Here is a 24,741-nt window from a genome sequence, read left to right as displayed (position 1 = left end):
TCAGACCGTGGTGATCTTGGGGCTGCCTTCGAGGTAGGTCGCGAGGTTCGCGGGCGAGTACGCCATCGCCTGGTGCCGGTCGCGAGCGCTGGAGGCCAGCGACTCCGACGGTGCGTCCGCCGCACCGATCGGGCGGTCGGCCGAGCCGAAGAGGCGGAAGAAAGCGTTGAGGGAGTTGTGCAACTCCCCTTCCGCGTTCGCGTCGGCCAGGTCGCCGAACGCGCCCGGGTCGAAGTCGAGGCCGCACCGGCCGGCCCGGTTCGCCAGCCAGCGCAGGGCGATGTCCGCCAGGTCGCGCTCGCGGTACCCGCCGCCGACGTCGGAATGCGCGCCGGCGAACCAGACCTGCTCGCGTTCCTGGTTCTGCTCCGCGGGTTTGGCCGACGGCTGCCAGACGGCCGGGACGTAGGACTTCCGGTGCTCGTCCACCGCCAGCGCCTGGAAGGCCGACTGCACGGTCGAGCTCAGCGTCATGTCGTGGAACTGCCAGCGCCGGTTGAGCTTGTGGAGCAACCGGCCGCCGCTGAGCGGGATGCCCAGCGCGCCGACCGTGTCCCACACCCCGATGAACCGGACGGGCGTCACGTCCTCGTGGGCGTGCTCGTCGCGGAACCGGACGGCCGCGGCGCTGTCCGGCCCGGTCGTCGCGTCGCGGTCCCGGTAGAGCCGGTACGCCTCGCCGACCAGGCCGGCGTGCTCGGGGCGCAGGACGCCGCAGTTGCGGATGAGGCCGACGGTGCTGCGCGCGGTGTAGGCGCCGCGGCTGAAGCCGAAGAAGAACAACTCGTCGCCGGGCACGTAGTTCTCGACGACGAACCGGTAGGCCTCCCGCACGTTGGCCGACAGGCCCACGCCGAACGCCCCGCCGGCGAGGTGCCCCAGCAACGGCAGGCCGGCGCCGACACCCTTGAGGTAACGGGAAATCTGGCGCACGCCGTCCGCGCCCTCGCCGGGCACGGCGTCCCACACCCGCGCGACATTCGTCCGAGCCGGCTGCTTGAGGGAATTCCACGTCCCGTCGCAGCAGATCACCAGTCGTTTCTTCATTTCGCCTCCCGGACACGCGTGAGTCGCATCCGGACGGTCGCCCGTTACGCCGGGGAACGGATTTCCGGGTCGGCACCTTTCCGGTGATCGTCCGGCCGGGACCGACCACGTCGGAAAGAATCCGGTCCCGGCGTTTCAGGTATTCGTCCGCGGAGATCGCGCCCCAGGTCAGTTCCCGGTCGAGTTCGCGCATCACCGGCCGGGACGGGGTGGAGCGGGAGTTGCGCGCACCGCTCGTCGTCGGCGCGGACGGCCGGTACGGCAGGCTGCCCGGCGAGGCGGTCGCACCGGTGCTGCACACCGGCGACCTCGAAACCGTGCTGCTGGAGTGGGAGCGCGGCCGGGAGCGTGACTGCCTGGAGGTCTACCAGTGGACCAACGCGCTCGCTGCGCGGAAAGCCGTTCGGAAGTACTGAAAGCGGTGTTCCGGCAGCTCCGCACCGCGGTTTCCATGCACTGGAACGCCGCAGACTCCGCTGCCACTGACCGCCGACCTCGCGACGGATCGGCCCACCCGAGGGTGAGCCGACCCGTCATCGCGGTGGTCAGTGTCAGCCGCGGAGCAGGGCGAGGATCTGGTTCAGCAGGTCGACCAGCGCCTGCAGGTTGGTCAGCGGGCCCGGGTCGAGCAGGCCGGCGATCGCGCACAGCAGGTTGCCGAGCAGGTTGCCGGGGCCGGACTCGGCCGTGATGTTCAGGTGGACGCGGTCGAGGTGCACGACCAGGCCGAGCAGGTCGAGGTCGAGCGGCCCGAGCACCAGGTCGAGGATCTCGCAGGACGCCACCGCGGCGGCGGCCGGCACGGTGACCGCGCGGGACTCGGTACCGACCTGCTGGCCGGCGGAGTCCGTCAGGGTCACGTCGGCGACGCCGTTGGCCAGCAGATTGCTGCCGTCCGTGGCGAAGTCGGTCGGGGTGAAGGTGCCGACCGCCGTGCCGGTGCCACCCGCCGCGTCGGTGAACGTGCCGGTGATCGGGGTGGACAGCGCCGGGACGGCCGGTGCGGCCGGGGCGGCGGCCGCCGTGCCGGCGCCGGTGAAGAGGGCGACCATCGCGGTCACGAGGATCGCGACGATCGCCGCGATGCCGGTCTTCCGGACTCTCATGGTGAACTCCTTCCGTGGAGGAATGGGACGCTCCAGGGATCCACCAAAACGGCATCGAGAAACACGAAGAGCCGAAAAAACCGGGGTGAGCAATCTCAACTGATCGACATCGGATCCGGCCGTAACCGATCCGGCGCCGGCTCGTTCGCGCCGCGGCGCGCGAGCCGTAATTTTCCTTACTGTAGCACGTTTATCGAGCTCGACAACGCTCCGACCGTGGCAAAAGAACTGTCCACTCAGAACTACTGTGACAGACCGGAAGAAATGTTCCCATGCGCCGGTTCAACCGAATGCACGACCGGCGCCACCCCCGAATGCCGGTACGTGATCACCCGTGATTCCCGCGTCACGCCCCCGCCGTGTCAGCCGCCGTGTCAGGGCGGTGGCCGCCGGGTGTCAGCCCGCCCGGCGACAGTGGTTCTCGTCCCCACCACCGGGGCCACGACCACAGGAGAACACGATGCAGACCTTCGCCACCCCCGCCGCGATCACCGCCACCCTCGACTTCGCCGCCGGCCGCGTCCGGCTCGCCGCGACCGACCGCACCGACACCACCGTCGAGGTCCGCCCCGCCGACCCCGGCAAGAACCGCGACGTCAAGGCCGCCGGGGAGACCACCGTGACCTACGCCGACGGCGTCCTGCGGATCCACACCCCGCAGGGCAGGAACCAGTACTTCGGCCCGTCGGGCTCGATCGAGGTCACCGTCGGGCTGCCCACCGGCTCCCGCGTCGAGGCCACCACCGCGAGCGCCGAGCTCGACGGCACCGGCCGCCTCGGCGAGGTCACCTTCACCGGCGCGTACCGCCACATCAAGCTCGACGAAGCCGCGAGCGTCCACCTCACCGCCACCGACGGCGACGTCGAGGTCGGCCGCCTCGACGGCCCGGCCGAGATCAGCGCCGCCCGCGGCGACATCCGCATCGGCGAAGCCGCCGCCGGCTTGGTCACGCTGACCACGCAGTCCGGCAGCATCACGGTCGGCGCGGCCCCCGGCGTCTCGGCGTCCCTCGACGCCGGCACGACCTACGGCCGCATCGACAACACCCTCAAGAACACCGGCACCGCCGAGCTCTCGATCCGCGCCACGACCAGCCAGGGCGACATCGTCGCCCACAGCCTCTGACGCGGGTGAGCGTGCCGGCGGCGCGGTGTCTTGAATGAGTCATTCAGGGCGTGGGAGGTCCTGAATGACTCATTCAAGACGTTTGCCGGGGCGACCGCGACCGGGGTCGGGCTCGTCCTGCTCGCCCACGCGCCCGCCGACGTGCAGGAGGACGTCCTGCGCAACCCGATCGAGCGGTACACCCCCGAGACCGTCACCGACCCGGACCGCCTGCGGCACATGCTGGCCGACGTGCGCACGCACGGCTTCTCCACCAGCGAGCGCCAGGTGACCCTCGACAGCCTTTCGGTCGGCGCACCGATCCACGACGCGCGCGGCCAGGTCGTCGCCGCCGTGTCGCTCGTCGTGCACTACGGCAGCGCGTCGCCGCACGCGCTGGCTCCGCTGGTCATGACCAGCGCCCGCGCGATCTCGCGCGCGCTCGGCTGATCTTTCCATCTTATGGAAACGCCCTTCGTGGGCGCCGGGGCGTTCCCGCACGCTGTGAGCCCCGCCACGAGAGGACGAAACCGATGAGCGCCATTCCCCGCGACCAGTGGTACGTCGCCGCGTACGGCTCCGAGATCGGCCAGGACCTGTTCAGCCGCACGGTCTGCGGCGAGCCGATCCTGTTCTGGCGGACCCGCGACGGCGGCGTCACCGCGATGGCCGACCGCTGCGTGCACCGCCGGTTCCCGTTGTCGCAGGCGCCGTCCCGGCTCGTCGACGACCAGGTCGTCTGCGGCTACCACGGCTTCACCTACGGCGTCGACGGCAAGTGCGTGTCCGTGCCCGGCCAGACCCGGGTGCCGCGGACCGCGCGGCTGCGAAGCTATCCCTTGGCGGAACAGGACTCCTTCGTCTGGGTGTTCATCGGCGACCCGGACAAGGCGGACGTCACGAAGATCCCGCGGGCGCCCTACCTCGACTCCCCCGGCTACACGACGGTCGCCGGGATGGAGCCGCTGAAGGCGCGCTACTCGCTGCTGGTCGACAACCTCCTGGACCTCTCGCACGAGACCTACCTGCACGGCGGCTACATCGGCACGCCGGAGGTCGCCGAAACCCCGATCACGACGGAGGTCGACGACGAAGCCGGGATCGTCTACGTGTCCCGGCACATGGCCGACGCGGCGTGCCCGCCGTTCTACGCCAAGTCCACCGGACTGCAGGGCCGGATCACGCGCTGGCAGGACATCGAGTACACGCCGCCGTGCCTGTACAAGCTGCACAGCCGCATCGCGCCGGTCGGCTCGGTGCCGCACCCGGACGGCAGCGACCCGGACGCCTTCCACGTCGAGGTCGTCTACGCGATCACGCCCGAGACCGAGCACTCGACGCACGACTTCTGGGCGGTGGCCCGCGACTTCGCCCTCGACGACGACGGCGTTTCGGCGTTCCTCGCGGAGAACAACCGCACGGTCGTCCTGCAGGACGTCGAAGCGCTCGACGTCCTGGAGCGGGTGCTCACCGCCGAACCGGACGGCTACCAGGAGCTGTCGATCAACATCGACACGGGCGGCCTCGCGGCGCGCCGGCTGCTGCAGCGGCTGGTCACGTCGTGACGCGGCCGATGCTCACCGGCGACCGCGTCTACCGGATCCATTGGGTGCTGGGCACCGACCGGCTGCGCGCGGTCTGCCACTGTTCGGCCGAGCGCGAGTTCGACGACCCGGTGCAGCTGTGGGACTGGCTGCTGGCCCATCCCGAGGGGCACGACGCATGACGCTCGACTTGGTGGTGGCGGACAAGGAAAAGCTCGCCGACGGCGTCGTCCGGCTGACGCTCCGGGCGCCGGACGGGCGGCTACTGCCGTCCTGGGAGCCGGGGGCGCACGTCGACCTGCGGCTGCCCGGCAGCGTCGTCCGGCAGTACTCGCTGTGCGGCCGACCTGGCGACACTTCGGCGTACCAGGTGGCGGTCCTGCACGAACCCGGCGGCCGGGGCGGGTCGGCGTACGTGCACGACGAACTCATTGCGGGACAACGGATCTCTCTGGACGGACCACGCAACCACTTCGCACTCGTCGACGCCAAGCGCTACCTGTTCGTCGCCGGTGGCATCGGCATCACGCCGATCCTGCCGATGATCGACGCGGTAGCGGAGACGGGCCGCGAGTGGCAGCTCGTCTACGGCGGCCGGACGCGTTCTTCGATGGCGTTCACTGCCGACCTGAGCCGGCATGGCGACCGGGTGGCGATCCGCCCGCAGGACGAACACGGGCTGCTCGACCTGCCGGCGTTGCTGGCCGAGCCGCGGCCGGACACGGCGGTGTACTGCTGCGGCCCGGAACCACTGCTGACGGCGGTGGAGCGGCAGTGCACCGGCTGGCCCGAGGGCGCGCTGCGCGTCGAGCGGTTCGCCCCCGTCGCGGACGATGGCCCGCGGACCGCGTTCGAGGTGGAGCTCGCCGGTTCGGGCCGGGTCCTGGCGGTCCCGGCCGACCGGTCGATCCTCGAAGTGGTCGAGGACTCGGGGCTTCCCGTGCTTTCGTCGTGCCAGGAAGGCACGTGCGGAACCTGCGAAACCGGCGTGCTGGACGGCACCCCGGACCACCGCGACTCGGTGCTGACCGCCGAGGAACGGCGGGAGGGCGAGGTGATGATGATCTGCGTGTCACGTTCGTGCTCACCCCGGCTGGTGCTCGACCTCTGAGCACGGGAGGCGGTGCCCGTGGACCGCCTCGGAAACGTGCCACAATCTGCGTCTTGTGGGTTTCCTCTGGCTGCTGGTTCCCGGCGTCGCGCTCGGCCTGGCCGCCGTCGTGCTCGCGGCGATGACGTTCTTCGGCTCGCGGATCGCGGTCGCGCGGTACCGGCTGCTGCTGATCGGAAGTGTGCTGGGCGCGGCCGGCGCGCTCCTCGCTGTCACCGGCTGGCTGCTGGGCGACCCCGGCACACCGAGGGGTGACGCACTCAAGACCGGCGGCCTGGCCGGGGGCGCGATCCTCGCCGTCTACGCCCTGTGGATCAACGACCGCAGGCGACGCACGGAGGAAGCCCGGCACGAAGTCGAGCGAGGCCGCGCGCAGCAGGATCGCGAGCGAACGGAGAACGAGCAGTTCGCCAAGGCCGTCGAACTGCTCGGGCACGGCGCGGACCAGGTCCGGGTCGGCGCGTTGCACGCGCTGGCCGGTTTGGCGCGCAGCCGCCCCGCCTACACCCAGACGGTGCTCGACGTGCTCTGTGCGTACCTGCGCCGCCCGTTCACCCATCCCGGCTACGACACCCGGCCGGACAACCCCGACGAGGCCGAGCCGGCGCCCGATTCCACCTGGCCGGCCGAGCGGATCGCCGAAGCCGATCGCGAACAACAGGTCCGCCTCACCGCCCAGCGGCTGATCGCCGCGTTGCTCCCCGGCCCGGCCGACGAGCAGGCCGTCCCCTACGACCTCGACCTGACCGCGGCGAACCTCGAGTACCTCGATCTGACCGGGCGCCGGCTCGGACGGCTCATCGCCCGCCGCGCCCGGCTGCACGGTGTTACTAATCTGACCAAAAGTAGGCCGGCCCTTGCGCGGTACGTGCCATTGCCACGAAAGCCATCCGGCCGTGACTGTGGTCGGATTAGTAACGAACGGCACAGTAACCGGCTCGGCGATGTCCGGATCCAAGGGCCGGCACTGTTCTCCGGTGCCACCTTCCACGGCCGGACCGAGCTGTCCGGCGCCCGGTTCGACGGCGGGTTGTCGTTGCTGAAAGCGGAACTCAAGGGACCCTGGCGAGTATCCGATGCGCAGGTGCGGGAGTTCGCCGACCTGCGTACCCCCGCTCCCGAAGGATCGCTCGGCGCCTTGACGCTCGTCGGAGACGTCGAGCTCAAGGTCGACGAAGGCAGCGGCTGGGCGACTTCGCTGCTCGGCTAGGGAACCACGACCAGCTTCCCGCTGGCCCGGTCCTCCTCCATGTACCGGTGCGCGGCGACGATCTCGTCCAGCCCGAAGACCCGGTCGACGTGAGGCCGGTACACCCCAGCCTCGACCTCGCCGACGATCCGCTGCAGCACGTCCGCGCGGCCCGCCATGTCCTTGCTGTGGAACGCCGTCAGCTTCGTGCCGGACGGGATCATCGCCACCGGCTGGAAGTCCGCGATCGACCAGCCGCTCAGCGACCCCGCCACGCAGACCGTGCCACCGCGGCGGACCAGACCCAGCGAGTCGACCGCCGTGCGCGCGCCGACGAGGTCCAGGACGAAATCGGGCTCCCACGGCAGATCCAGCGGCCCGTCGTCGATCAGCACATGCGAGACACCCGCCGCCGTCACCGCGTCGGCTTTGTCCGCGCGCCGGGTCGTCGACGCGATCTCGACGCCGTGGCCGGCCGCGATCGACGCCGCCGCCAGCCCGACCGACGACGTCCCGCCGCGGATCAACAGCCGCGTTCCCGGCTCGATGCCGAGCGCGTCCAACGCTCCCTGGGCGGTCAGGTACGTCTCGGGCAGCGCCGCCAGGACGTCCCAGGACAACGTCGTCTTGATCGGCATCAGCAGCGCGTCGGGCAGCAACGCGTACTCCGCGTAGCCGCCGTCGAACTCGCGCCCCATCTCGCCCATCACCGCCGCGACGGTCGTCCCCTCCGGCAGCCCGGAAGCCGACTCGGCCACGACGCCCACGCACTCGATGCCGAGCACCCGCGGGAACCGCACGTCCGGCGAATGGCCCTGCCGGGTCCGCAGCTCCGACCGGTTCAGGCCGGCGCCCTTCACCCGGACCAGCGTCCAGCCCTCCCGCACCGCCGGTACCGGCAGGTCACGGACCTCCAGGACCTCCGGGCCACCCGCTCCGACACAGACCGCCGCGCGCATAGTCGTGCTCACGGCGCCACCGTCGCACGGAAAAATACCTTCGGCAACGTATTTTTTCGCGATCTCAGCGCGCGATCGACGGGAAGAGGAGCGCGCTGACCTCGGCCCACCGGCGCGGCAGGTCGGCGCGGCGGTCGAGGACGTCGGAGACGTGCTGCACCCCGAAGAACGTGGACACCAGCGTCTGCGCGAGCGCCTCCGGCTCGAGGCCTTCGCGGAGTTCGCCGGCGTCGCGGGCCTCGGTCAGCAGCGCGGCCAGCGTGGCGATCCACTCGACGTACGGCGCGGGCAGGTCCGGGTCGGCCAGCGACCGCTCGGCCTGCAGGCGCGCGCCGGCCTTGACGACGTCGTCGTTGAAGAAGCTCAGGGACGCGTCGTCCAGCAAGGTCCGGACGGTCCCCAGCGGCGGCAGGCCCGCCGCGCGCGCCCGGTCCACCAGCGCCCGCCAGCGGTCGTACAGCTCGTGGACGACCTCGGCGGCCATGTCGTGCTTGTCGCGGAAGTGGAAGTAGACCGCGCCCTTCGTCATGCCGACCCGCTCGGCGACGTCGGCGATGGACGTGTGCGGGAACCCCCGCTCGGCGAACAGCTCGGCCGCCGCCGCGAGCACCTGGGCCCGGGTGTGCGCGGACCGCGCCTGCCTCGGTGCGCGGCGGGGCGGGCGGCGGGAAGCATCACTCACGAGGCGGTCCGTTTCTGCGCGGGCTGGGACCTGCACGGTAGCGCCGGCACTACCCCGGATCCGGTAGCCCGCGCTACTGATCTTCGTGCCGGATTCGACCAGCATTTCCGGTATCGAACCGGATCAAAGGGAGTACCGATGCGCAAGAGTGCAGTGATCTTGACGGTGGCGGGGCTGCTGGGCGGCCTGACCACGACAGCGGCGGCCACGAACACGAAGCCGCCCGTGCAGGAAAGTCTCGACGCGCTGGTCAGCCAGCAGAAGTTCCCGGCGGCGCTGGCCTGGGTCGGCCGGGACGGCGCCGGCACGTCGCTGGTCGCCGGGTCCGCGCGGCTCGACCGCCGCGTCCCGGTCCCCCGCGACGGCCGGGTCCGGGCGGGCAGCAACACGAAGACGTTCACCGCGGTCGTCGTCCTCCAGCTCGTGGCCGAGGGCAAGGTCGAGCTGGACGCGCCGATCGAGAAGTACCTGCCCGGGCTGGTGCGAGGGGAGGGCATCGACGGGAACGCCATCACCGTCCGGCAGCTGCTGCAGCACACCAGCGGGCTGCCGAACTACACCGAGTACATCGGCGTGGAGAACTTCGAAGACGTCCAGCACAAGTTCTTCCAGCCGCACGACCTGCTCGCCGCGGCGCTGGCCCACCCGGCGAAGTTCGCGCCCGGCGCCAAGTGGGAGTACAGCAACACCAACTACCTGCTGGCCGGGCTGCTCATCGAGCACGTGACCGGGCGGCCGGTGCAGGAGCAGATCACCAAGCGGGTGATCGCGAAGGCGGGCCTGCGCGACACGTACTGGCCGCAGCCGGGCGACGAGACCATCCAGGGGCCGCACCCGCACGGCTACGCGCTCGCGAACAGCACGGGCACGAAGGTCGTCGACGCGACCGAGATGGACCCGTCGTGGGGCGGGGCGGCCGGCCAGCTGATCTCGACGCCGAGCGACCTCGCGAAGCTTTCGCGGGCGCTGCTCGGCGGCGAGCTGCTGCCGCCCGCGCAGCTGGCCGAGATGCGCAAGACCGTCGACGCGCCCCTGTTCCCCGGCTGGCAGTACGGGCTCGGCCTGTTCCGCGTCCCGCTGAGCTGCGGCGGCGCCTACTGGGGCCACGGCGGCGACATCGACGGCTACGAAACCCGCGGCGGCGCCACGGAAGACGGCCGTTCGGTCGGCCTGGCGGTGACCGCGCTGCCGGGCACCTTCGGCGACGGCGAGCAGGCGGCGGTCGCGGTGCTGTCCACTGTGGACACCGCGTTCTGCAAGTGAGGTCCGCTTGAGCCGGCGGCGCCGGGGTAACCACTCCCCATGACCGAAGCCGAGCACGAACCCGTCACCCCCGACGCACCCCGGCCGCCCGGGACCCCGGAGGTCGACCTCGACGTCGACATCCCCGAGGTCGACCGCGAAGTACCCGAGCACCAGGACACCGGTGAGGCGGAACCGCCGAGCTGATCACCGGATCGAGGGAATTCGCGGCGCGAACGGTGGTCTCCGGGCTGCCCGCGCCCGGCCCGCCGTGCTTGGGTGGTCCGGGGTTGCCGGGTCTCGGGGAAGGAAGCTGCGGTGCGCACGTCGCGAGCGGGGTTGGCGGTGGCCGTCGCGGTCCTGGTGGCGGCCACGGCGCCCGCCGCCGCGACCACGCCCGATCCGCTCGCGCCCTACCTGACCCAGAAGGTCGCCTGGGGCGGCTGTCCCTTCAAGGGGGACAAGGCCCAGTGTGCGCGGATCACCGTCCCGCGGGACTGGGCCGCGCCGGCCGCAGGGAAGGACCTCCGGGTCTCGATCAGCCGCGCCGCCTCGACCGGCGAGCGGCGGGGCGCGATCCTGGTGAACCCGGGCGGGCCCGGCGGCCAGGGCACCTCGCTCGCCGGCGCGCTGGCCGGCCTGGAACCGGCGGTGAACGCGCACTACGACTTCGTCGGCATGGACCCGCGCGGCACCGGCCAGGAGGGCGGCGAAGACCAGGGGTTCGTCTGCCGGGTGCCGACCGGGCGGCTCCCGGCCGGCGACGACCTCGACGCGCGCGACCGGTCGGCCGCCAGCATCGCGCGGCACCAACGGACGCCGCGGGCGGTCGCCGAAGCCTGCCAGAGCGACGCGCTCGCGCCTTTCGTCACCACCTGGCAGACCGCGCACGACATGGACCTGATCCGCGCGCTGCTGTCCGACGAGAAGCTGAACTACCTCGGCTACTCCTACGGCACCTGGCTCGGCGCGAAGTACGCGTCGCTGTTCCCGGACCACGCCGGGCGGGTGGTCCTCGACTCCAGCGTCAACTTCGAAGGCCGGCTGCAGGCCGCGTTCGAAGCGTTCCCGAAGATCGACCAGCGGCAGTTCGACCGCGTCTACGCGCCGTGGCTGGCCCGGCGGTTCCCGGACCAGCTGGGCAAGACCGCCGCCGACGTCAAGAAGAACCAGGAGCGCGTGCGGGCCTACTTCCGCAAAGAGGGCTTGTCACCGGACCTCTTCGACCACGTCTTCGTCGGCAACGGCAGCACGAAGCAGTGGCTGCTCGGCGCGCTGATCCTCACCAAAGGCCTGGCCGCCCTCGACGGCACGGCCCCGCCGCCGTCGGCGGACCTCGACCGCATCGCGCGCACGGCGTTCGGGCGCCCGGCGGCCGAGCTGACGGCCGCGGACGTGGCGCCGCCCGAGCCCGACTACGCGGACGTGGGCGGCACCCGCCTGGCCGTGGCGTGCGGCGACCAGCCGACGCGCGCGGCGACCTGGTACAAGCTGCTCAGCGACCTCCAGGGCCCGCAGTACCCGCTGTTCGGCTGGGCGTACGGGCTCAGCGAGGCGTGCGGCTACTGGTCCGACCCACCCCGGCAGCAACTGCCCACGCTGTCGCCGGAAGCGGCGAAGAACGTGCTCGTCGTCCAGGGCGAGTTCGACCCGCAAACCGGCTACGAACAGGCCGAAGCGGCCGCGCGGAAGGCCGGCGTCCCGATGGTCTCGGTGGCGGATTCGCCGTTCCACGGCCAGTACGCGGTCAGCGGCAATTCCTGTGTGGACGCTCTGGTGAACGGCTACTTCCTCGGCGCCGCCCGGCCCGCCGCCACCATCTGCCCCGGCGTCCCGCTGCCCGGCGAGAAGGAGGTCTTCCCGGTGCCGGGCCCGGCGGGCGAACCGACCGGGCAGCCGGCACCGGAGCCCGCCCCGCGGGACGCGCTTTCGTCCACGCGGCAACGGCTCCAGGACGAGATCAGCGCGGTCAACCGCGGCTACTAGCCCGAGTACGCGCCCGTGTCGAGGTCCTCGATCAGCGTCCGCCCGGCCGGCGTCCACCCCAGCAGCTCCTGGGTGGCGGTGCTCGTCGCCGCGAGATCCATCGCGAAGAACCCGCCGATCCAGCCGAAGTGGGCCGGGACGTCGCCGGCGGCGATCGAGGCGACCGGGAGGTCGAACGCGCGGCCGATCGCCTCCGCGATCTCCTTCGTCGGCACGCCTTCCTCGGCGACCGCGTGCAGGCGGCTGCCCGCGGGTGCCTTCTCCAGCCCGAGCACGACCATGCGCGCGGCGTCCGTCACGTGCACCGCCGCCCAGCGGTTCGTGCCGTCGCCGGGGTAGCCGGCCACGCCCTTCTCGCGGGCGATCGCCGACAGGTACGCGATGAACCCGTGGTCGCCGGTGCCGTGCACGGTCGGCGAGAACCGGAGGCTCACCGAGTGCACGCCGCGGTCGACGTACTCGAGCGCGAGGTTCTCGGCGCCGCCGCGCGGGGAGTCCGGACCGTGGAACGGGGACGCGTCGGCTTCGGTGGCCGGCTCGCCCTGGACGAGGCCGGCGACGCCCGACGCCAGCAGGAACGGGCGGCCGCTGCCCGCGAGCGCGTCGCCGATGGTCTGCACGGCGGCCCGCTCGGCCGCGTTCGACGCGGCCTGGTCGGCGAAGTCGTGCTTGTTCGCCAGGTGGATGACCGCGTCGGCCGCCTCGGCGCCGGCCCGGATGCCGTCGAGGTCGTCGAGGTCGCCGCGCCGGACCTCGACACCCTTCGCTTCGAGCTTCGCGGCGGACTCGGCCGACCGGGCCAGCCCGGTGACCTCGTGGCCCGCGGCGAGCAGCTCGCCGACGACGGCGGTGCCGATCCAGCCGGAGGCTCCGGTGACGAAAACGCGCATGGCGTGAACTCCTTCGAGAGAGGCATGATGTCAGTGACCGACGTCAGTCGCTGACATACGCAGCCTACGCCTTTATGTCAGCCGCTGCCATCACTAGACTCGGGAGCATGGTGCGCTGGGAACCGGGGACCGCGGAGCGGCTGCAGAAGGCCGCGCTCGAGCTGTTCGCCACCCGCGGGTACGAGCAGACGACCGCCGCGGAGATCTCGCAGGCCGTCGGCCTGACCGAGCGCACCTTCTTCCGGCACTTCAGCGACAAGCGCGAGGTGCTCTTCCGGGGACAGGAACTGCTGGTCCAGGCGTTCCTCGACGGCATCGACGCCGCCCCGCCGGAGGCGTCACCGTTCGAGGTCGTCGCCTCCGCACTGGGCTCGGCGGCGTCCTTCTTCCCGGACGAGCGCCGCCCGCACTCCCGCACGCGGCAGTCCGTGATCGACCGGAACCCGGCGCTGCAGGAGCGGGAGCAGCACAAGCTGACCACCCTGGCGACGACAGTCGCTGACGCCCTGCGGGCCCGGGGCGTCGACGAGCTCGCGGCCAAGCTGGCGGCGGAGTCGGGCGCGACCGTGTTCGGGATCGCGTTCACCCGGTGGCTGCGGGAGGAGAGGTCATTGGCTGACATCGCGGCGGACGTCCTCGCCGAGCTGCTGACGCTGGCCGAAACGGCCGCTCAGGCCTTGCGCCCCACCAGGTGAAATACCCGGCTTAGCCCGCGATAGGGATCCCGGCGGCCGGCTTCGAACTCGACGGCCGCCACGCGTTCCGCGTCGGCCGGGTCCACCTCGGCGCCACCGAACCCGAGCCAGTCGACGAACAGCCAGACCCCGTACCACCGCACGGGCTCCACACCCCGGCTCCGGAGCAGCTCACCGAGCTCCTCGACGGTGTCCGCGCGGGTCGGGACGCCCAGCACGCCGAGCTCGCTCCGGGATTCGAACGCCGCCAGGGCGTCTTCCCAGCGTTGTTCCAGGGCCGGGCGCACGGCCATCGTGTGGGCGTTGCCGGTCATGATCGACACCACGCCCCCGGTGGCGGCACAGCGGCACAGCTGGTCGACGACGGGATCCGGCCGGTCCAGGTACCCGAGGACGCCGTGGCAGAGGACGGCGTCGAAGCGGCGCCCGTCGACGGCCTCTTCAGCGTGCTGGCCGTCGGCTTCCACGAACGTCACGCGCTCGGAAGTCAGCCGCTGTCGTGCCTTCTCCAGCATCGCGGGCGACGAATCCAGCAGAGTGACGTCGTACCCGGCCCTGGCCAGCGGAAAGGACTGGTGGCCCGTGCCGCCGCCGACGTCGAGCACGGTGGCCGGGGGCGGTGGGAGGTGCTCCAGCAGCTGCCGATGCAGCACGTAGGTGCGCACGCGTCCCTTCACCGACGCGTAGGCGTCATCGGCGAACTGGCCGGCCAGCGCTGCCCAGGTGTCGTCGCTCACGCGCGCCAAGGTACCGGCGTCGTGACTCCGGGGCGGCGCGCGGAGTACTGTCGTCGTCGCTGCGGTTGAGCAGAGCAGCCGCCCCCTGGAACCCATTCGCCCGCGCGATCGCGCGCGCCGGCCGGGACGGCGGGCTCGGCCCGCCTCACCGAGGTGAGGACGCCATGCACGACACCATCACCCGCCCGGGCGTCGCCTTCCTGCTGGGAGCGCCGCCCCGGATCGCGATCACGACGACGGCCGAGCGCGCGGTCGTGGCTGTCACGGGCGAGCTCGACCTATCGGCGACCGGCCGCCTCGCGGCCCTGCTCGGCGAAGAGCTCGACCTCGCGCCGCGGGCGCTGGTCATCGACCTGACACACCTCACGTTCTGCTCGGCACGGGGGCTGGGCGTGGTGCTGGACGCGGTGGCCGAGGCCCGCGCGACGGGGATCCCGGTGGCCGTCGTCGCCGACGGCCGGGCGGTGCTGCGCCCGGTCGAAGCCCTGGGGCTCGAAGACGTGCTGCCGCTGTACCGCACGCTCGCCGACGCGGAGGACCACCATGTCCGATGAGCAGGAGTGGCGGCACGCCAAGGAGACGTTCGTCGCCGGCGAAGACCGGCCCGGCGCCGGCCCGCTGGCCGGGGAGTTCGCCCGGCTGACGAGCCGGCTGCTCACCGCCCCCAGCGTCGAAGCCGTCCTGGAGCGCGTCCTCGAGGCCACCACGCTCATGGTGCCCTCCGCGGACCTGGCCAGCTTCACACTGATCGGCGCCGACGGGCAGTTCCACACGCCCGCGGAGACCGACGAGGTCGCCGTCGAGCTGGACCTGCTGCAGTACCGGTTCCGGGAAGGGCCGTGCGTGGAGTCCGCGGTGCCGGCCGGGCCGGCCGTGGCGATCGCGCCGGACCTGGCCGAAGAGCCCCGCTGGCCGCAGTGGGCACCGGCCGCCGTCGGGCTCGGCGTGGGCGCGGTCCTCTCCACGGCGCTCATCCCCGGCGCCCCGACCGGCCGGTCCGTCGGCGCGCTCAACGTCTACTCGCGCTCGCCCGGCGGGCTGGACGAAGCCGACCGCGACGTGTTGCTGCTGCTGGCCACGCACGCGTCATTGGCCGTCGGGGCGACCGACGCGGTGACGCGCAGCGAGCTGCAGGCGGCCCACCTGCGCCGGGCGATCGACAGCCGGGACGTGATCGGCCAGGCCAAGGGCATCATCATGGCCCGCCGCGGCGTCTCGGCGGACGAGGCGTTCGACGTCCTGCGGCGCACGTCCCAGGACCTGAACGTCAAGCTGGCCGAGCTGGCGCGGACGCTGGCCGAGCGGCACCGGGAGATCGACCCAGCCCGCTGACGTCATCACATGGACGACTTACCTCTTGTCATCGTTTCGACGACATGTTAGAAACGTAGTGCGTGTTGACGACCCCGAACGGCGAACAGGAGGAGAACGATGTTGATGCGCACCGACCCGTTCCGCGAACTGGACCGCTTCGCCCAGCAGGTCTTCGGCGGCCCCGGCACCTGGTCCAAGCCGGCCGCGATGCCGATGGACGCCTACCGCGCCGGCGACGAGTTCGTCGTCTGCTTCGACCTGCCGGGCGTCACCAAGGACGCCATCGAGCTCGACATCGAGCGCAACGTCCTGACCGTCAAGGCCGAACGACGGCCCCTCACCGGCGGTGGCGACGTGCAGATGCAGGTCTCCGAACGCCCCCTCGGCGTCTTCTCCCGCCAGCTGTTCCTCGGCGACACCCTCGACGCCGACCGCATCGCGGCCGACTACGAGGCCGGCGTGCTGACCCTGCGCATCCCGGTCGCCGAGAAGGCCAAGCCGCGCCGCATCGAGATCGCCGGCGAGGACTCCGACCGGAAGCGGATCCCAGCCTGAGGCCGCGGGTCCGCCTTCGAGGACCGATGAAAGAACCGGTCCGGGCGGCGGCGGAGAAGATCTTCGTCGCCGCCGGACTCGGCACCCACCCGCCAAGAGGCAATCGTGGGTGGTCACGGCGGGCTCACCGCCCGGGCTGCCGCCGGATCCACGCGCGGGCGTCGTCCACCGTGGCGTGCAGCGCGACGGCCTCGTCCAGCCGGCTGAGGCGGACCACGCGCACCACCGGGTAGTGGGCGGCGACCAGCGCGAGCGGGATGCCGCCGTCCGCCGTCTCCGCGACCAGTTCCGCCAGCACCTGCAGGCCCGCCGAGCCGCAGAAGCCGACGTCGCCCAGGTCGACGATGAGCGCCTCCGGCCGGTCGGCCAGCACCGCCGCGGCCCGCGCGCGCAGCACCGGTGCCGTCTCCAGGTCCAGGTCGCCGTCGGCCGCCACGACGACGGCTTCGGGCACCGTGCGCACCCGCACCGCCAGCTTGTCGGCCACCACGTCTCCTCCCGCCGGTGCCCGACTTTAAGGGGCTCGCATCGTTTTGTCATCGATTCACCACGCCGGAGCCGCGTGGCGCCGCCGACCGGCCACCTGCGCCGACGGGCCCCACCGGCGTCGGGCATTCTGTGCCCCTGACTGTCCAGGGACGAGGGGACGAGGATGGGTGCTTCACCCGAGGTGACCGTGCCGGCGAGCGTCGACAGCCCGGTGCCGCCGAAGCCGCCGGCCTCCGGGGTGGCCCGCTGGCTGCTGGAGCACCGGGTCGCGCCGGTCGGCCGCCAGGGCGGCGAGGACCACGGCACGCCGCAGGCCTGGTGGAAGGTCATGTGCCTGACCGGGGTCGACTACTTCTCCACCCTCTCCTACCTGCCCGGGATCGCCGCGCTCGCCGCCGGGGCGCTCTCCCCGCTGGCGACGCTGCTGATCGTCGCGCTGACACTGCTCGGCATGCTGCCGATGTACCGCCGCGTCGCCCGCGAAAGCCCGCACGGGCAGGGCTCGGTGGCGATGCTGGAGGACCTGCTGCCGTTCTGGCGCGGGAAGCTCTTCGTCCTCACGCTGCTGGGGTTCGTCGCCACGTCGTGGATCATCACGATCACGCTGTCCTCGGCCGACGCCACCGTGCACATGCTGGAGAACCCGTACCTGCCGGGCTTCCTGCACGGCCACGCCGTGCTCATCACCGTCGTGCTGCTGCTGATCCTCGGCGGGGTGTTCCTGCTGGGCTTCAGCGAGGCGGTCGGCGTCGCCATCCCGCTCGTCGCCGTCTTCCTGCTGCTCAACGCCGTGGTCACGGTCGTCAGCGTGGTGGACCTGCTCGGCGACTCCGCGGACCTCTCCCGCTGGACCGACGCGCTGACCGCGGGCGGCGGCGGGTTCACCGGCATCATCGGGCCGGCCGTCATCGCGTTCCCGCTGCTGGTGCTGGGCCTGTCGGGCTTCGAAACCGGCGTCAGTATGATGCCGCTGGTCGCCGCGGACGGGAAGACCGCCGAAGAGCGGATGGAGTCGCGGGTCCGCAACACGCGCAAGCTGCTGACCGTCGCCGCGCTGATCATGTCGGTGTTCCTGATCGCGACCAGCTTCATCACGACGGTGCTGATCCCGGCGGACGCGTTCAAGGCCGGTGGCGAGGCCAACGGCCGCGCCATGGCCTACCTCGCCCACCACGAGCTGGGCGAGATCTTCGGCACCGCCTACGACATCAGCAGTGTCCTGATCCTGTGGTTCGCCGGCGCGTCGGCGATGGCCGGGCTGATCAACATCGTCCCGCGGTACCTGCCCTCCTACGGCATGGCGCCGGAGTGGGGCCGCGCGGTGCGGCCGGTGGTGATCGTCTACACGGTGATCAGCGTCCTGATCACCGTGGCGTTCGGCGCCGACGTCGACGCGCAGGCCGGCGCGTACGCGACCGGGATCCTCGCGATGATGGTCTCGGGTGCGGTCGCGGTAAGCATCTCGGCGATCCGGCGGCGCCAGCGCGGCGCGGCGATCGGGTTCGTCGTCCTGACGCTGGTGCTGCTGTACGCGCTCGTCGAGAACGTCATCGAAAAGCCGGACGGCATCGCGATCTCGGCCCTGTTCATCCTCGGGATCATCGTGGTGTCCCTGGTTTCGCGGGTCTCGCGGACGACGGAGCTGCGTGCCGAGCGCATCGAGTTCGACGAGGAAGCACGCCGGTTCATCACCGATTCGCTAGCGCACGACGGCAAGCTGCACATCATCGCGAACAAGCGCCAGGGCGGCGACGAAGCCGAGTACTCGGCCAAGGAAGCCGAACAGCGCTCGCTGAACCCGGTCCCCGGCGCCGCCGACATCCTGTTCCTGGAAATCGACGTCGTGGACCCGTCGGAGTTCGCCAACGTGCTGAAGGTGCGCGGCGTGGAGATCGACGGGTACCGGATCCTGCGGGCCGACAGCCCGGCGGCGCCGAACGCGATCGCCGCGGTCCTGCTCGCCCTGCGCGACGTCACGGGCGTCCGGCCGCAGTGCCACTTCGAGTGGTCCGAGGGCAACCCGCTCGGGCACCTGTTCCGCTACCTGATCCTGGGCCGCGGCGACACCGCACCGGTGGTCCGGGAGATCATCCGCACCGCGGAGAAGGACCCGGCCCGCCGGCCGGGCATCCACGTGGGCGGCTGAGCCGGGAGTTCACCCCGGCGTTTCGGTGCCGCCGCAACTTCATCCGAGCCGGCGCGTTCCGCGAGCCGGCCGGACCGAACGGACCCGCCTCGGCACCATCGCGCCGCACCCAGGGCAACCCGCCGGCCCTGCGGCCGGCGAGCGGGCCAGGTTCGAGCAGCCGGCGAGGTCAAAGCTGCGCGCCACTGCGGCGGGCGAGCCGGTGCGCTCCGACGCCGAGGGTCTAGCCGTGGCCCGGGAGTTCATCCGGAACCCGTGCGCCGGCCACCCCGGCTGGGTACGTTGCTTCGCGTGAAGACTCCGGCGCCGCTCGCCCTGGCCCTGTCCGCCGTGCTCACCCTGGCGCTGAGCACGCCGGCCTCGGCCGCCGGTGATCTTCTCGCGCCCGGGCTGACCGTCTCCACCACCGTCACCGGGGACGGCACCGGGCACAACACCTGGACCGTCACCGCGCTCGTGCCCGGTGGGTCGAGCCCCGACCCGGACGCGCCGCCGACCGCGCTCGGCAGCCGTGCGCACGCCGACGCTCTGGTGACCTCCTTGCGGGGCAAGGGTTTCGCGGCCCGCGCCGAGCGGGTCGACTGGCCGGCGTTCAGCGACACTCCGCGTGGTGCCCTCGGCTGGCGGGTGCGGGTCGGCTCCTTCGCCGACCGCGCGCAGGCCGCCGCCACCGCGAGTGCCATGACCGCGAACGGCTTCACCAACGCCGTCGAATGGACCGGGCAGGACGGGCCCGAAGCGCAAGGGCCGCAACGCATCCGCGTCGCCACCGTCGATCCGCGGCGGTTCCGCGGGGACGTCGTCGCGTCGCACGGCGAGACGGTGGCGGGGCGGCGCACGACGTCGGCGCTGTCGGCCGCCGCGGGGGCGCTCGTCGGGACCAACGGCGGCTTCTTCGTCATCGACCCGCGCGATGGCATCCCCGGCGAACCGGCCGGCATCGGCGTCTACCAGGGGCTGCTGCAAAGCGAAGCCACCACCGGGCGGCCCGCGCTGCTGCTCGGGGACCGTCCCTCGATCGGCGTCCCGCGGACCGCGCTCACCGTCGGCGGCCACGAGGTCGACGGCGTCAACCGCAAGCCCGGCGTCATCCGCAACTGCGGCGAGCCCGGCGACGTCCCGACAGACCGGCCGCTGCACGACACGACCTGCACCCACGCGGACGAGCTGGTGCTCTTCACCCCGCAGCTCGGCACGCCCACGCCGGCCGGCAACGGCGTCGAAGCCGTGCTGGACGCTCACGACGTCGTCACGGCGGTGCGTCCCGCGGGCAGCGACGTGCCCGCCGGCGGGCACACCGTGCAGGGCATCGGCACGGCGGCGACGTGGCTGACCGACCGCGCCGCGCCGGGCGCGAAGCTGCCGGTCGGGACCCGGATCTTCGAAGCCGGCCGGCCGATCCACCCTGCCGGCGTCGTCAACGGCGGCCCGTGGCTGGTCCAGGGCGGCCGGATCGCGGTGAACGCGGCGGCGGACGGCATCGTGCACCCGGGCGACCCGTCGTTCGTGTACGGCTGGGGCGTCAAGCGCAACCCGCGCACGATGGTCGGCCTCGACCGCCAAGGCCGGCTGCTGATCGTCACCGCCGACGGCCGTCAGCCGGGGTTCGCCGAAGGGCTTTCGCTGATCGAGGGCGCGCGGCTGATGGCGCGGCTGGGCGCGGTGACCGCGATCAACCTCGACGGCGGCGGCTCGACGGCGATGGCGATCGACGGCAAGCTGGTCAGCTCGCCGTCGGACGCGACGGGCGAGCGCCCGGTCGGTGACGCGCTGCTGGTGCTGCCGCGGGGCTGACTCAGGACAGCGCTGCGACGCCGAGGGCGAGCAGCCTGGCGACTTGAGCATCTCCGGTTGAGCTTGTACCCCTGAGACAAGTTGCCTACAGTAGCCAGTAAACTCGCTTGTAGGTTCTGCAGCCGCTCCTTCGCAGTCGCCACTGAGCCCAGCGTGCCATTCATCGCCTCGATACAGACGACTATCGCCAAAGGGTCAGGCGTCGCGCTAGGTCAGTTCACGGCCAGTCGGTGCCAGCCGCCCAAGGTCACTGTCGTAGCCTTCTGGTCATGGCAAGTAGGCATCCGACCACCCCAGACACGCCGTTCCCCACTACGGGGCTCCACTGGCATGGTCACACAATATGGGTGCCGCTTCGAGGCAGGTGGACCAACGTAGAACACCAGCCCGAGGAGAAGGTTCGGCAAGAGTGGGTGCGTCGACTGTGGGAACACGGCAAGTTCTCGCTGCAGCAGATGGACCAAGAACGTCGAACCCATCACGGCCGGCGATCACCCCGCGCTGACATCGTCGTTTGGCATAGTTCGGCCGACAAAGAAGCGGGACGCGAGCCTGTGCTTGTCGTGGAGACCAAGGCGGATGAAGGACCCGTCCGCCCCGCCGACTTCTGGCAAGGTGAGTCGTATGCGCGCGCCGCTGGCGCACGCTTCCTCGTGCTCGCGAATTCTACCGGACATGTCACGTTCGAGCTGATAACCGGTCTTCCCGGACGTGCGCGACAGATCAACGACTGGCCGACAAGTGAGGATCTTGCGAACAACAGTCGACTTGAGGCACTGATCGGTCGCCTGGAAGTGTTCGATCGCGAGCAGTTCCAGCGCGTGCTGTTTGATTGTCACAGCTTGTTACGCGACAATCATGCAATGAGTCCGGATCGGGCGTTTGATACCATCTCGAAAGTACTGTTCATCAAGTTGCATATCGAGCGCTCGCAAGCTCACGAAACGTTTACCACGAAGTATCTCTCAGAATCTTCGAGGTTTTTCAAAAACCCAAGACTTTCCATCCATGAACAAATGTTTGATCAGACGAAGGCGGCATACTCCGCAGACGACCTGTTTCCAGAAGATGATCGACTAGATATATCCGGAGACACTTTCCGTGATCTCGTATCCAAGCTAGAGCGATTTAACCTTTCGAAAACAGGCGAAGATATCAAGGGGATCGCATTCGAAAGGTTCTTGGGCACCACCTTCCGCGGAAACCTTGGACAGTACTTTACGCCACGGCCTGTCGTCGACTTCATGGTGAGCCTACTGAACCCCAAGGAGGGCGAGCTTATTTGCGACCCGGCAGCTGGATCTGGCGGGTTCCTCATTCGCGTTTTCGATCACATACGCGATGAGATCGCTGCCGATATCGCGAAGCAAAGGCAAGAGATAATCGATTCAATCTCTGCGGAATACCCAGAAGATGCGAACGAAATCAACCTGGTTCACCGTGATCAAAGAATTGAATCCGCCGTTGAAGAACTGAATAAGCAGCTTGCGCCGAGCCGCCCGGACGGCGGCCCAACTGAAACACGCGTCGGCAAGTTGGCATGGAAATGCATTTACGGAGCAGACAAAGAGCCTCGCGCAGCACGTACCGCCAAGATGAACATGATCATGCATGGCGACGGACACGGCGGAATCCACTGGCACGATGGCCTGGTTGACACCAATGGAATATTCGAAGGTCGATTCGATGTTGTAGTGACGAATCCGCCATTTGGCGCAATTGTCAATGCGTCTCAGCGCATTGGCGCATCACCAGAAGTTGACGTATCCGACGACAGGGATTATCGCCGACGACAGCAGGAGCGCTACGGGGCCGAGTGGGTCTCAGCGCATGACCGAGTTGCCGCAGCACGAGGAACCAAGATTCTCGACATGTTCGAGATTGGCGAGAACACCAAGTCTCGCAAGACAGAGCAGATGTTCTTGGAGCGCTGCCTTCGCCTGCTGCACCCCGGCGGACGGCTTGGTATCGTGCTCCCCAACGGCAATCTCAATTCTTCATCTCAGGCCTGGCTTCGACGTTGGGCCGAAGGCAAAGCATTCCTACGCGCAGTCGTCGCACTACCTGCCGAGACATTCAAATTCTCGGGCGCCTCGGTCAATGCCTCTGTGGTCTTCATGCAGAAGTTTACCAAAGAGGACGAAGAGCGGTGGAATCAATGCTGGGACAATGCGCTTGAACTGACCGAAGTTGATTTCGCCCCGAAGCGCACCAATCTTCTCGAGAGGATGACTCCAGACCTCCTTCATTCAGATGATGCCGATCTGATGGCAATTCTCGAGCACCTTGAGCGCCTTGGCATAATTCGCACGTTGCCCGAATTGTCTCGAATTCGCAAGGTCGGTTTGATTCGCAGCGGTCCGGAAACGGTACTTCGAGCGCCCAGGTGGAGTGGGCAACCAAATCAAGAAGCGCGAGCCTTGAAGGTCCAATACAAAGAAAAGGCAGCGCACGTGCCCGGCCTCCAGGCAGCCATGACAACGCTCAGGTCCGAACTGAAGAAGCTTGACATCGAACAGTCCGCTTTGATGTGGGCAACGGTGCGGACAATGTTCGATTATGATGTCTTCATGGCCACCCCAACAAGGGTCGGAATTACAGCAACCGGCGAGACTGGCGACTCGATCACCAATGATCTTCCAGCTATCCTGCACGCATGGCAGGAATTCAAGGCGACCCTCAAGACGGAGGACTGGTGACCGTTCCCAAGTCTTTCATAGTTCACTTTTCAAAGCTTGAGCGCTGGGATTCACCTCAGACTCCCACAAGCGATTCATTTCTGTATCCCGTAGCATGCCTTGGCGATATAGCTGAGATTCGCCTGGGAACCCAGGTCCCCCGAAAAGGCGCACAAGGCAGCGGCACCGACGTTCCGTATCTTCGAGCAGCCAATGTGCAGCGAGGATACCTAAGCCTCGCCAGCGTCAAGAGCATGCGAGTATCACCGGACACAGTCGAGCGCCTAGAACTTTCACCCGACGATGTACTCTTCGTCGAAGGCAATTCTCGAGAAGAGGTCGGCCGCTCCGCAGTGTGGACGGACAGCAACAAGCAAATGATCATTCAAAACTCGATTGTACGCGCGCGCCTCACCAGCGAAAATGTGCTTCCCGAGTTCGTTTCGACATGGTTCAACAGTGACGCGGGCGGGACGTATATCCGAGATCAGGCAACCACAACCACCGGCTCGCTCTGGCACATAGGCGCAGGAAAACTCGCGTCAGCACCCCTGCCGATACCACCAGTCAACATTCAGCGTGAGCTAGTAGCAACATATTCCGAGACACTCAGCCGCTCAGATAAGGCGAAGCAGGCTGCGGCCAGTATCTACAGCGCCAGTTGGAAACAATTTATTTCTCAACTTGTCACCACCAAAGAGGCGTCGATTGCAATCGGTAAGGCCAATGCGGTGCGCTTCTCCTCATTGGAGCGATGGGACACGTTGGAAGCTCCCACGATTCTCAGTAGTGCGTATCCCGTAGCATGCCTTGGCGATATAGCTGAGATTCGCCTGGGAACCCAGGTCCCCCGAAAAGGCGCACAAGGCAGCGGCACCGACGTTCCGTATCTTCGAGCAGCCAATGTGCAGCGAGGATACCTAAGCCTCGCCAGCGTCAAGAGCATGCGAGTATCACCGGACACAGTCGAGCGCCTAGAACTTTCACCCGACGATGTACTCTTCGTCGAAGGCAATTCTCGAGAAGAGGTCGGCCGCTCCGCAGTGTGGACGGACAGCAACAAGCAAATGATCATTCAAAACTCGATTGTACGCGCGCGCCTCACCAGCGAAAATGTGCTTCCCGAGTTCGTTTCGACATGGTTCAACAGTGACGCGGGCGGGACGTATATCCGAGATCAGGCAACCACAACCACCGGCTCGCTCTGGCACATAGGCGCAGGAAAACTCGCGTCAGCACCCCTGCCGATACCACCTCTCGAAGCGCAGCGTTCCCTCGTTCGCGACCTTAAATCTGGCCTTAAGACCGCATCAGCTGCAGAATCCGACTCGATCAAGATTCGAGATGAAGCGGAACTTGACCTGCGCAACGCTCTCATCCAGGCTAGGCCAAATGCAAAACTTCATAATCCTGCAGAATTTAAAGATAGAGCCCGAAGAGGGATCCTGCCTTCGGCAACGCAGCAATGAATG

Annotated in this window: 24 protein-coding genes and 1 pseudogene; 18 read left to right on the top strand and 7 right to left on the bottom strand. The window is 69.4% G+C overall.

Features of this window, described 5'->3' with window-relative positions; all coding sequences use genetic code 11:
* The gene (locus QQ657_RS20765; RefSeq protein ID WP_284743848.1) at positions 1-1,047 is read right to left on the bottom strand and encodes a T6SS phospholipase effector Tle1-like catalytic domain-containing protein; all 1,047 of its coding nucleotides are present in this window, start codon (positions 1,045-1,047) and stop codon (positions 1-3) included.
* Between the two features lie 221 nt (positions 1,048-1,268).
* On the opposite strand from QQ657_RS20765, the gene QQ657_RS20760 reads away from it, so the two are divergent.
* A complete protein-coding gene (locus QQ657_RS20760) occupies positions 1,269-1,463 on the top strand; it encodes a hypothetical protein (RefSeq protein ID WP_284743847.1) in 195 nt (64 codons plus the stop codon).
* 135 nt (positions 1,464-1,598) lie between these two features.
* Here QQ657_RS20760 and QQ657_RS20755 read toward each other — a convergent pair whose 3' ends face one another.
* The gene (locus QQ657_RS20755; RefSeq protein ID WP_284743846.1) at positions 1,599-2,153 is read right to left on the bottom strand and encodes a hypothetical protein; all 555 of its coding nucleotides are present in this window, start codon (positions 2,151-2,153) and stop codon (positions 1,599-1,601) included.
* Positions 2,154-2,613: 460 nt separating this feature from the next.
* On the opposite strand from QQ657_RS20755, the gene QQ657_RS20750 reads away from it, so the two are divergent.
* The 6 genes and pseudogenes from QQ657_RS20750 (at position 2,614) to QQ657_RS20725 (ending at position 7,123) form a co-directional block, all read left to right on the top strand.
* Positions 2,614-3,279 (top strand): DUF4097 family beta strand repeat-containing protein, encoded by a 666-nt coding sequence (locus tag QQ657_RS20750; RefSeq protein ID WP_284743845.1) that lies wholly within the window; start codon positions 2,614-2,616, stop codon positions 3,277-3,279.
* A 93-nt stretch (positions 3,280-3,372) separates the two neighbouring features.
* Positions 3,373-3,708: pseudogene (locus QQ657_RS20745) on the top strand (IclR family transcriptional regulator domain-containing protein); the annotation flags it as partial.
* Between the two features lie 83 nt (positions 3,709-3,791).
* A complete protein-coding gene (locus QQ657_RS20740; protein WP_284743844.1) occupies positions 3,792-4,823 on the top strand; it encodes an aromatic ring-hydroxylating oxygenase subunit alpha in 1,032 nt (343 codons plus the stop codon).
* The gene (locus QQ657_RS20735) at positions 4,820-4,984 is read left to right on the top strand and encodes a hypothetical protein (RefSeq protein WP_284743843.1); all 165 of its coding nucleotides are present in this window, start codon (positions 4,820-4,822) and stop codon (positions 4,982-4,984) included. Before QQ657_RS20740 ends, QQ657_RS20735 begins: the two co-directional genes overlap by 4 nt.
* Entirely contained in the window at positions 4,981-5,913 is a 933-nt protein-coding gene (locus QQ657_RS20730) for a PDR/VanB family oxidoreductase (RefSeq protein WP_284743842.1), read from the top strand. Before QQ657_RS20735 ends, QQ657_RS20730 begins: the two co-directional genes overlap by 4 nt.
* A 55-nt stretch (positions 5,914-5,968) precedes the next feature.
* The gene (locus QQ657_RS20725; RefSeq protein ID WP_284743841.1) at positions 5,969-7,123 is read left to right on the top strand and encodes a DMT family transporter; all 1,155 of its coding nucleotides are present in this window, start codon (positions 5,969-5,971) and stop codon (positions 7,121-7,123) included.
* Here QQ657_RS20725 and QQ657_RS20720 read toward each other — a convergent pair.
* Positions 7,120-8,073: a zinc-binding dehydrogenase gene (locus QQ657_RS20720; RefSeq protein ID WP_284743840.1), complete on the bottom strand. Its 954-nt coding sequence runs from the start codon at positions 8,071-8,073 to the stop codon at positions 7,120-7,122. The genes QQ657_RS20725 and QQ657_RS20720 overlap by 4 nt on opposite strands.
* 52 nt (positions 8,074-8,125) lie before the next feature.
* On the bottom strand, positions 8,126-8,743 hold the full coding sequence (locus QQ657_RS20715) for a ScbR family autoregulator-binding transcription factor (RefSeq protein ID WP_284743839.1): 618 nt from the start codon (positions 8,741-8,743) through the stop codon (positions 8,126-8,128).
* 138 nt (positions 8,744-8,881) lie between these two features.
* Here QQ657_RS20715 and QQ657_RS20710 point away from each other — a divergent pair, with 138 nt between their 5' ends.
* The 3 genes from QQ657_RS20710 (at position 8,882) to QQ657_RS20700 (ending at position 11,971) form a co-directional block, all read left to right on the top strand.
* The gene (locus tag QQ657_RS20710) at positions 8,882-10,006 is read left to right on the top strand and encodes a serine hydrolase domain-containing protein (protein ID WP_284743838.1); all 1,125 of its coding nucleotides are present in this window, start codon (positions 8,882-8,884) and stop codon (positions 10,004-10,006) included.
* A gap of 39 nt (positions 10,007-10,045) precedes the next feature.
* Positions 10,046-10,192: a hypothetical protein gene (locus QQ657_RS20705; RefSeq protein WP_284743837.1), complete on the top strand. Its 147-nt coding sequence runs from the start codon at positions 10,046-10,048 to the stop codon at positions 10,190-10,192.
* Positions 10,193-10,303: 111 nt separating this feature from the next.
* Positions 10,304-11,971 (top strand): alpha/beta hydrolase, encoded by a 1,668-nt coding sequence (locus QQ657_RS20700; RefSeq protein ID WP_284743836.1) that lies wholly within the window; start codon positions 10,304-10,306, stop codon positions 11,969-11,971.
* Here the strand turns inward: QQ657_RS20700 and QQ657_RS20695 are convergent.
* Positions 11,968-12,861 carry an SDR family oxidoreductase gene (locus tag QQ657_RS20695; RefSeq protein ID WP_284743835.1) on the bottom strand — a complete coding sequence of 298 codons (894 nt, stop codon included), beginning with the start codon at positions 12,859-12,861 and terminating at the stop codon, positions 11,968-11,970. The genes QQ657_RS20700 and QQ657_RS20695 overlap by 4 nt on opposite strands.
* Positions 12,862-12,968: 107 nt before the next feature.
* Between QQ657_RS20695 and QQ657_RS20690 the strand changes: the two genes are divergently transcribed.
* Entirely contained in the window at positions 12,969-13,556 is a 588-nt protein-coding gene (locus QQ657_RS20690) for a TetR/AcrR family transcriptional regulator (RefSeq protein WP_284743834.1), read from the top strand.
* On the opposite strand, the gene QQ657_RS20685 is transcribed toward QQ657_RS20690, so the two are convergent.
* A complete protein-coding gene (locus tag QQ657_RS20685) occupies positions 13,532-14,293 on the bottom strand; it encodes a class I SAM-dependent methyltransferase (RefSeq protein WP_284743833.1) in 762 nt (253 codons plus the stop codon). The genes QQ657_RS20690 and QQ657_RS20685 overlap by 25 nt on opposite strands.
* Positions 14,294-14,457: 164 nt before the next feature.
* On the opposite strand from QQ657_RS20685, the gene QQ657_RS20680 reads away from it, so the two are divergent.
* The 3 genes from QQ657_RS20680 (at position 14,458) to QQ657_RS20670 (ending at position 16,162) form a co-directional block, all read left to right on the top strand.
* Positions 14,458-14,847: an STAS domain-containing protein gene (locus tag QQ657_RS20680; protein ID WP_284743832.1), complete on the top strand. Its 390-nt coding sequence runs from the start codon at positions 14,458-14,460 to the stop codon at positions 14,845-14,847.
* Positions 14,837-15,625 (top strand): GAF and ANTAR domain-containing protein, encoded by a 789-nt coding sequence (locus QQ657_RS20675; protein ID WP_284743831.1) that lies wholly within the window; start codon positions 14,837-14,839, stop codon positions 15,623-15,625. The genes QQ657_RS20680 and QQ657_RS20675 overlap by 11 nt, the downstream gene beginning before the upstream one ends.
* A 99-nt stretch (positions 15,626-15,724) precedes the next feature.
* Positions 15,725-16,162 carry an Hsp20/alpha crystallin family protein gene (locus QQ657_RS20670; protein WP_284743830.1) on the top strand — a complete coding sequence of 146 codons (438 nt, stop codon included), beginning with the start codon at positions 15,725-15,727 and terminating at the stop codon, positions 16,160-16,162.
* A 124-nt stretch (positions 16,163-16,286) separates the two neighbouring features.
* Here the strand turns inward: QQ657_RS20670 and QQ657_RS20665 are convergent, their stop codons facing one another.
* The gene (locus tag QQ657_RS20665) at positions 16,287-16,649 is read right to left on the bottom strand and encodes an STAS domain-containing protein (RefSeq protein WP_284743829.1); all 363 of its coding nucleotides are present in this window, start codon (positions 16,647-16,649) and stop codon (positions 16,287-16,289) included.
* A gap of 165 nt (positions 16,650-16,814) precedes the next feature.
* Here QQ657_RS20665 and QQ657_RS20660 point away from each other — a divergent pair, with 165 nt between their 5' ends.
* The 4 genes from QQ657_RS20660 (at position 16,815) to QQ657_RS20645 (ending at position 24,738) form a co-directional block, all read left to right on the top strand.
* The gene (locus tag QQ657_RS20660) at positions 16,815-18,797 is read left to right on the top strand and encodes an APC family permease (RefSeq protein WP_284743828.1); all 1,983 of its coding nucleotides are present in this window, start codon (positions 16,815-16,817) and stop codon (positions 18,795-18,797) included.
* A gap of 291 nt (positions 18,798-19,088) precedes the next feature.
* Positions 19,089-20,591 carry a phosphodiester glycosidase family protein gene (locus QQ657_RS20655; protein ID WP_284743827.1) on the top strand — a complete coding sequence of 501 codons (1,503 nt, stop codon included), beginning with the start codon at positions 19,089-19,091 and terminating at the stop codon, positions 20,589-20,591.
* A gap of 269 nt (positions 20,592-20,860) precedes the next feature.
* Positions 20,861-23,290, top strand: a complete 2,430-nt coding sequence (locus QQ657_RS20650) for an N-6 DNA methylase (protein ID WP_284743826.1) — start codon at positions 20,861-20,863, stop codon at positions 23,288-23,290.
* Positions 23,287-24,738: a restriction endonuclease subunit S gene (locus QQ657_RS20645; protein WP_284743825.1), complete on the top strand. Its 1,452-nt coding sequence runs from the start codon at positions 23,287-23,289 to the stop codon at positions 24,736-24,738. Before QQ657_RS20650 ends, QQ657_RS20645 begins: the two co-directional genes overlap by 4 nt.
* Positions 24,739-24,741 lie beyond the last annotated feature (3 nt).

This window comes from Amycolatopsis ponsaeliensis, from assembly GCF_030182635.1.
GTDB lineage: Bacteria > Actinomycetota > Actinomycetes > Mycobacteriales > Pseudonocardiaceae > Amycolatopsis > Amycolatopsis ponsaeliensis.
Note: the sequence above shows the minus strand (reverse complement) of the source record. Positions and strands in the feature narration are given on the sequence as shown.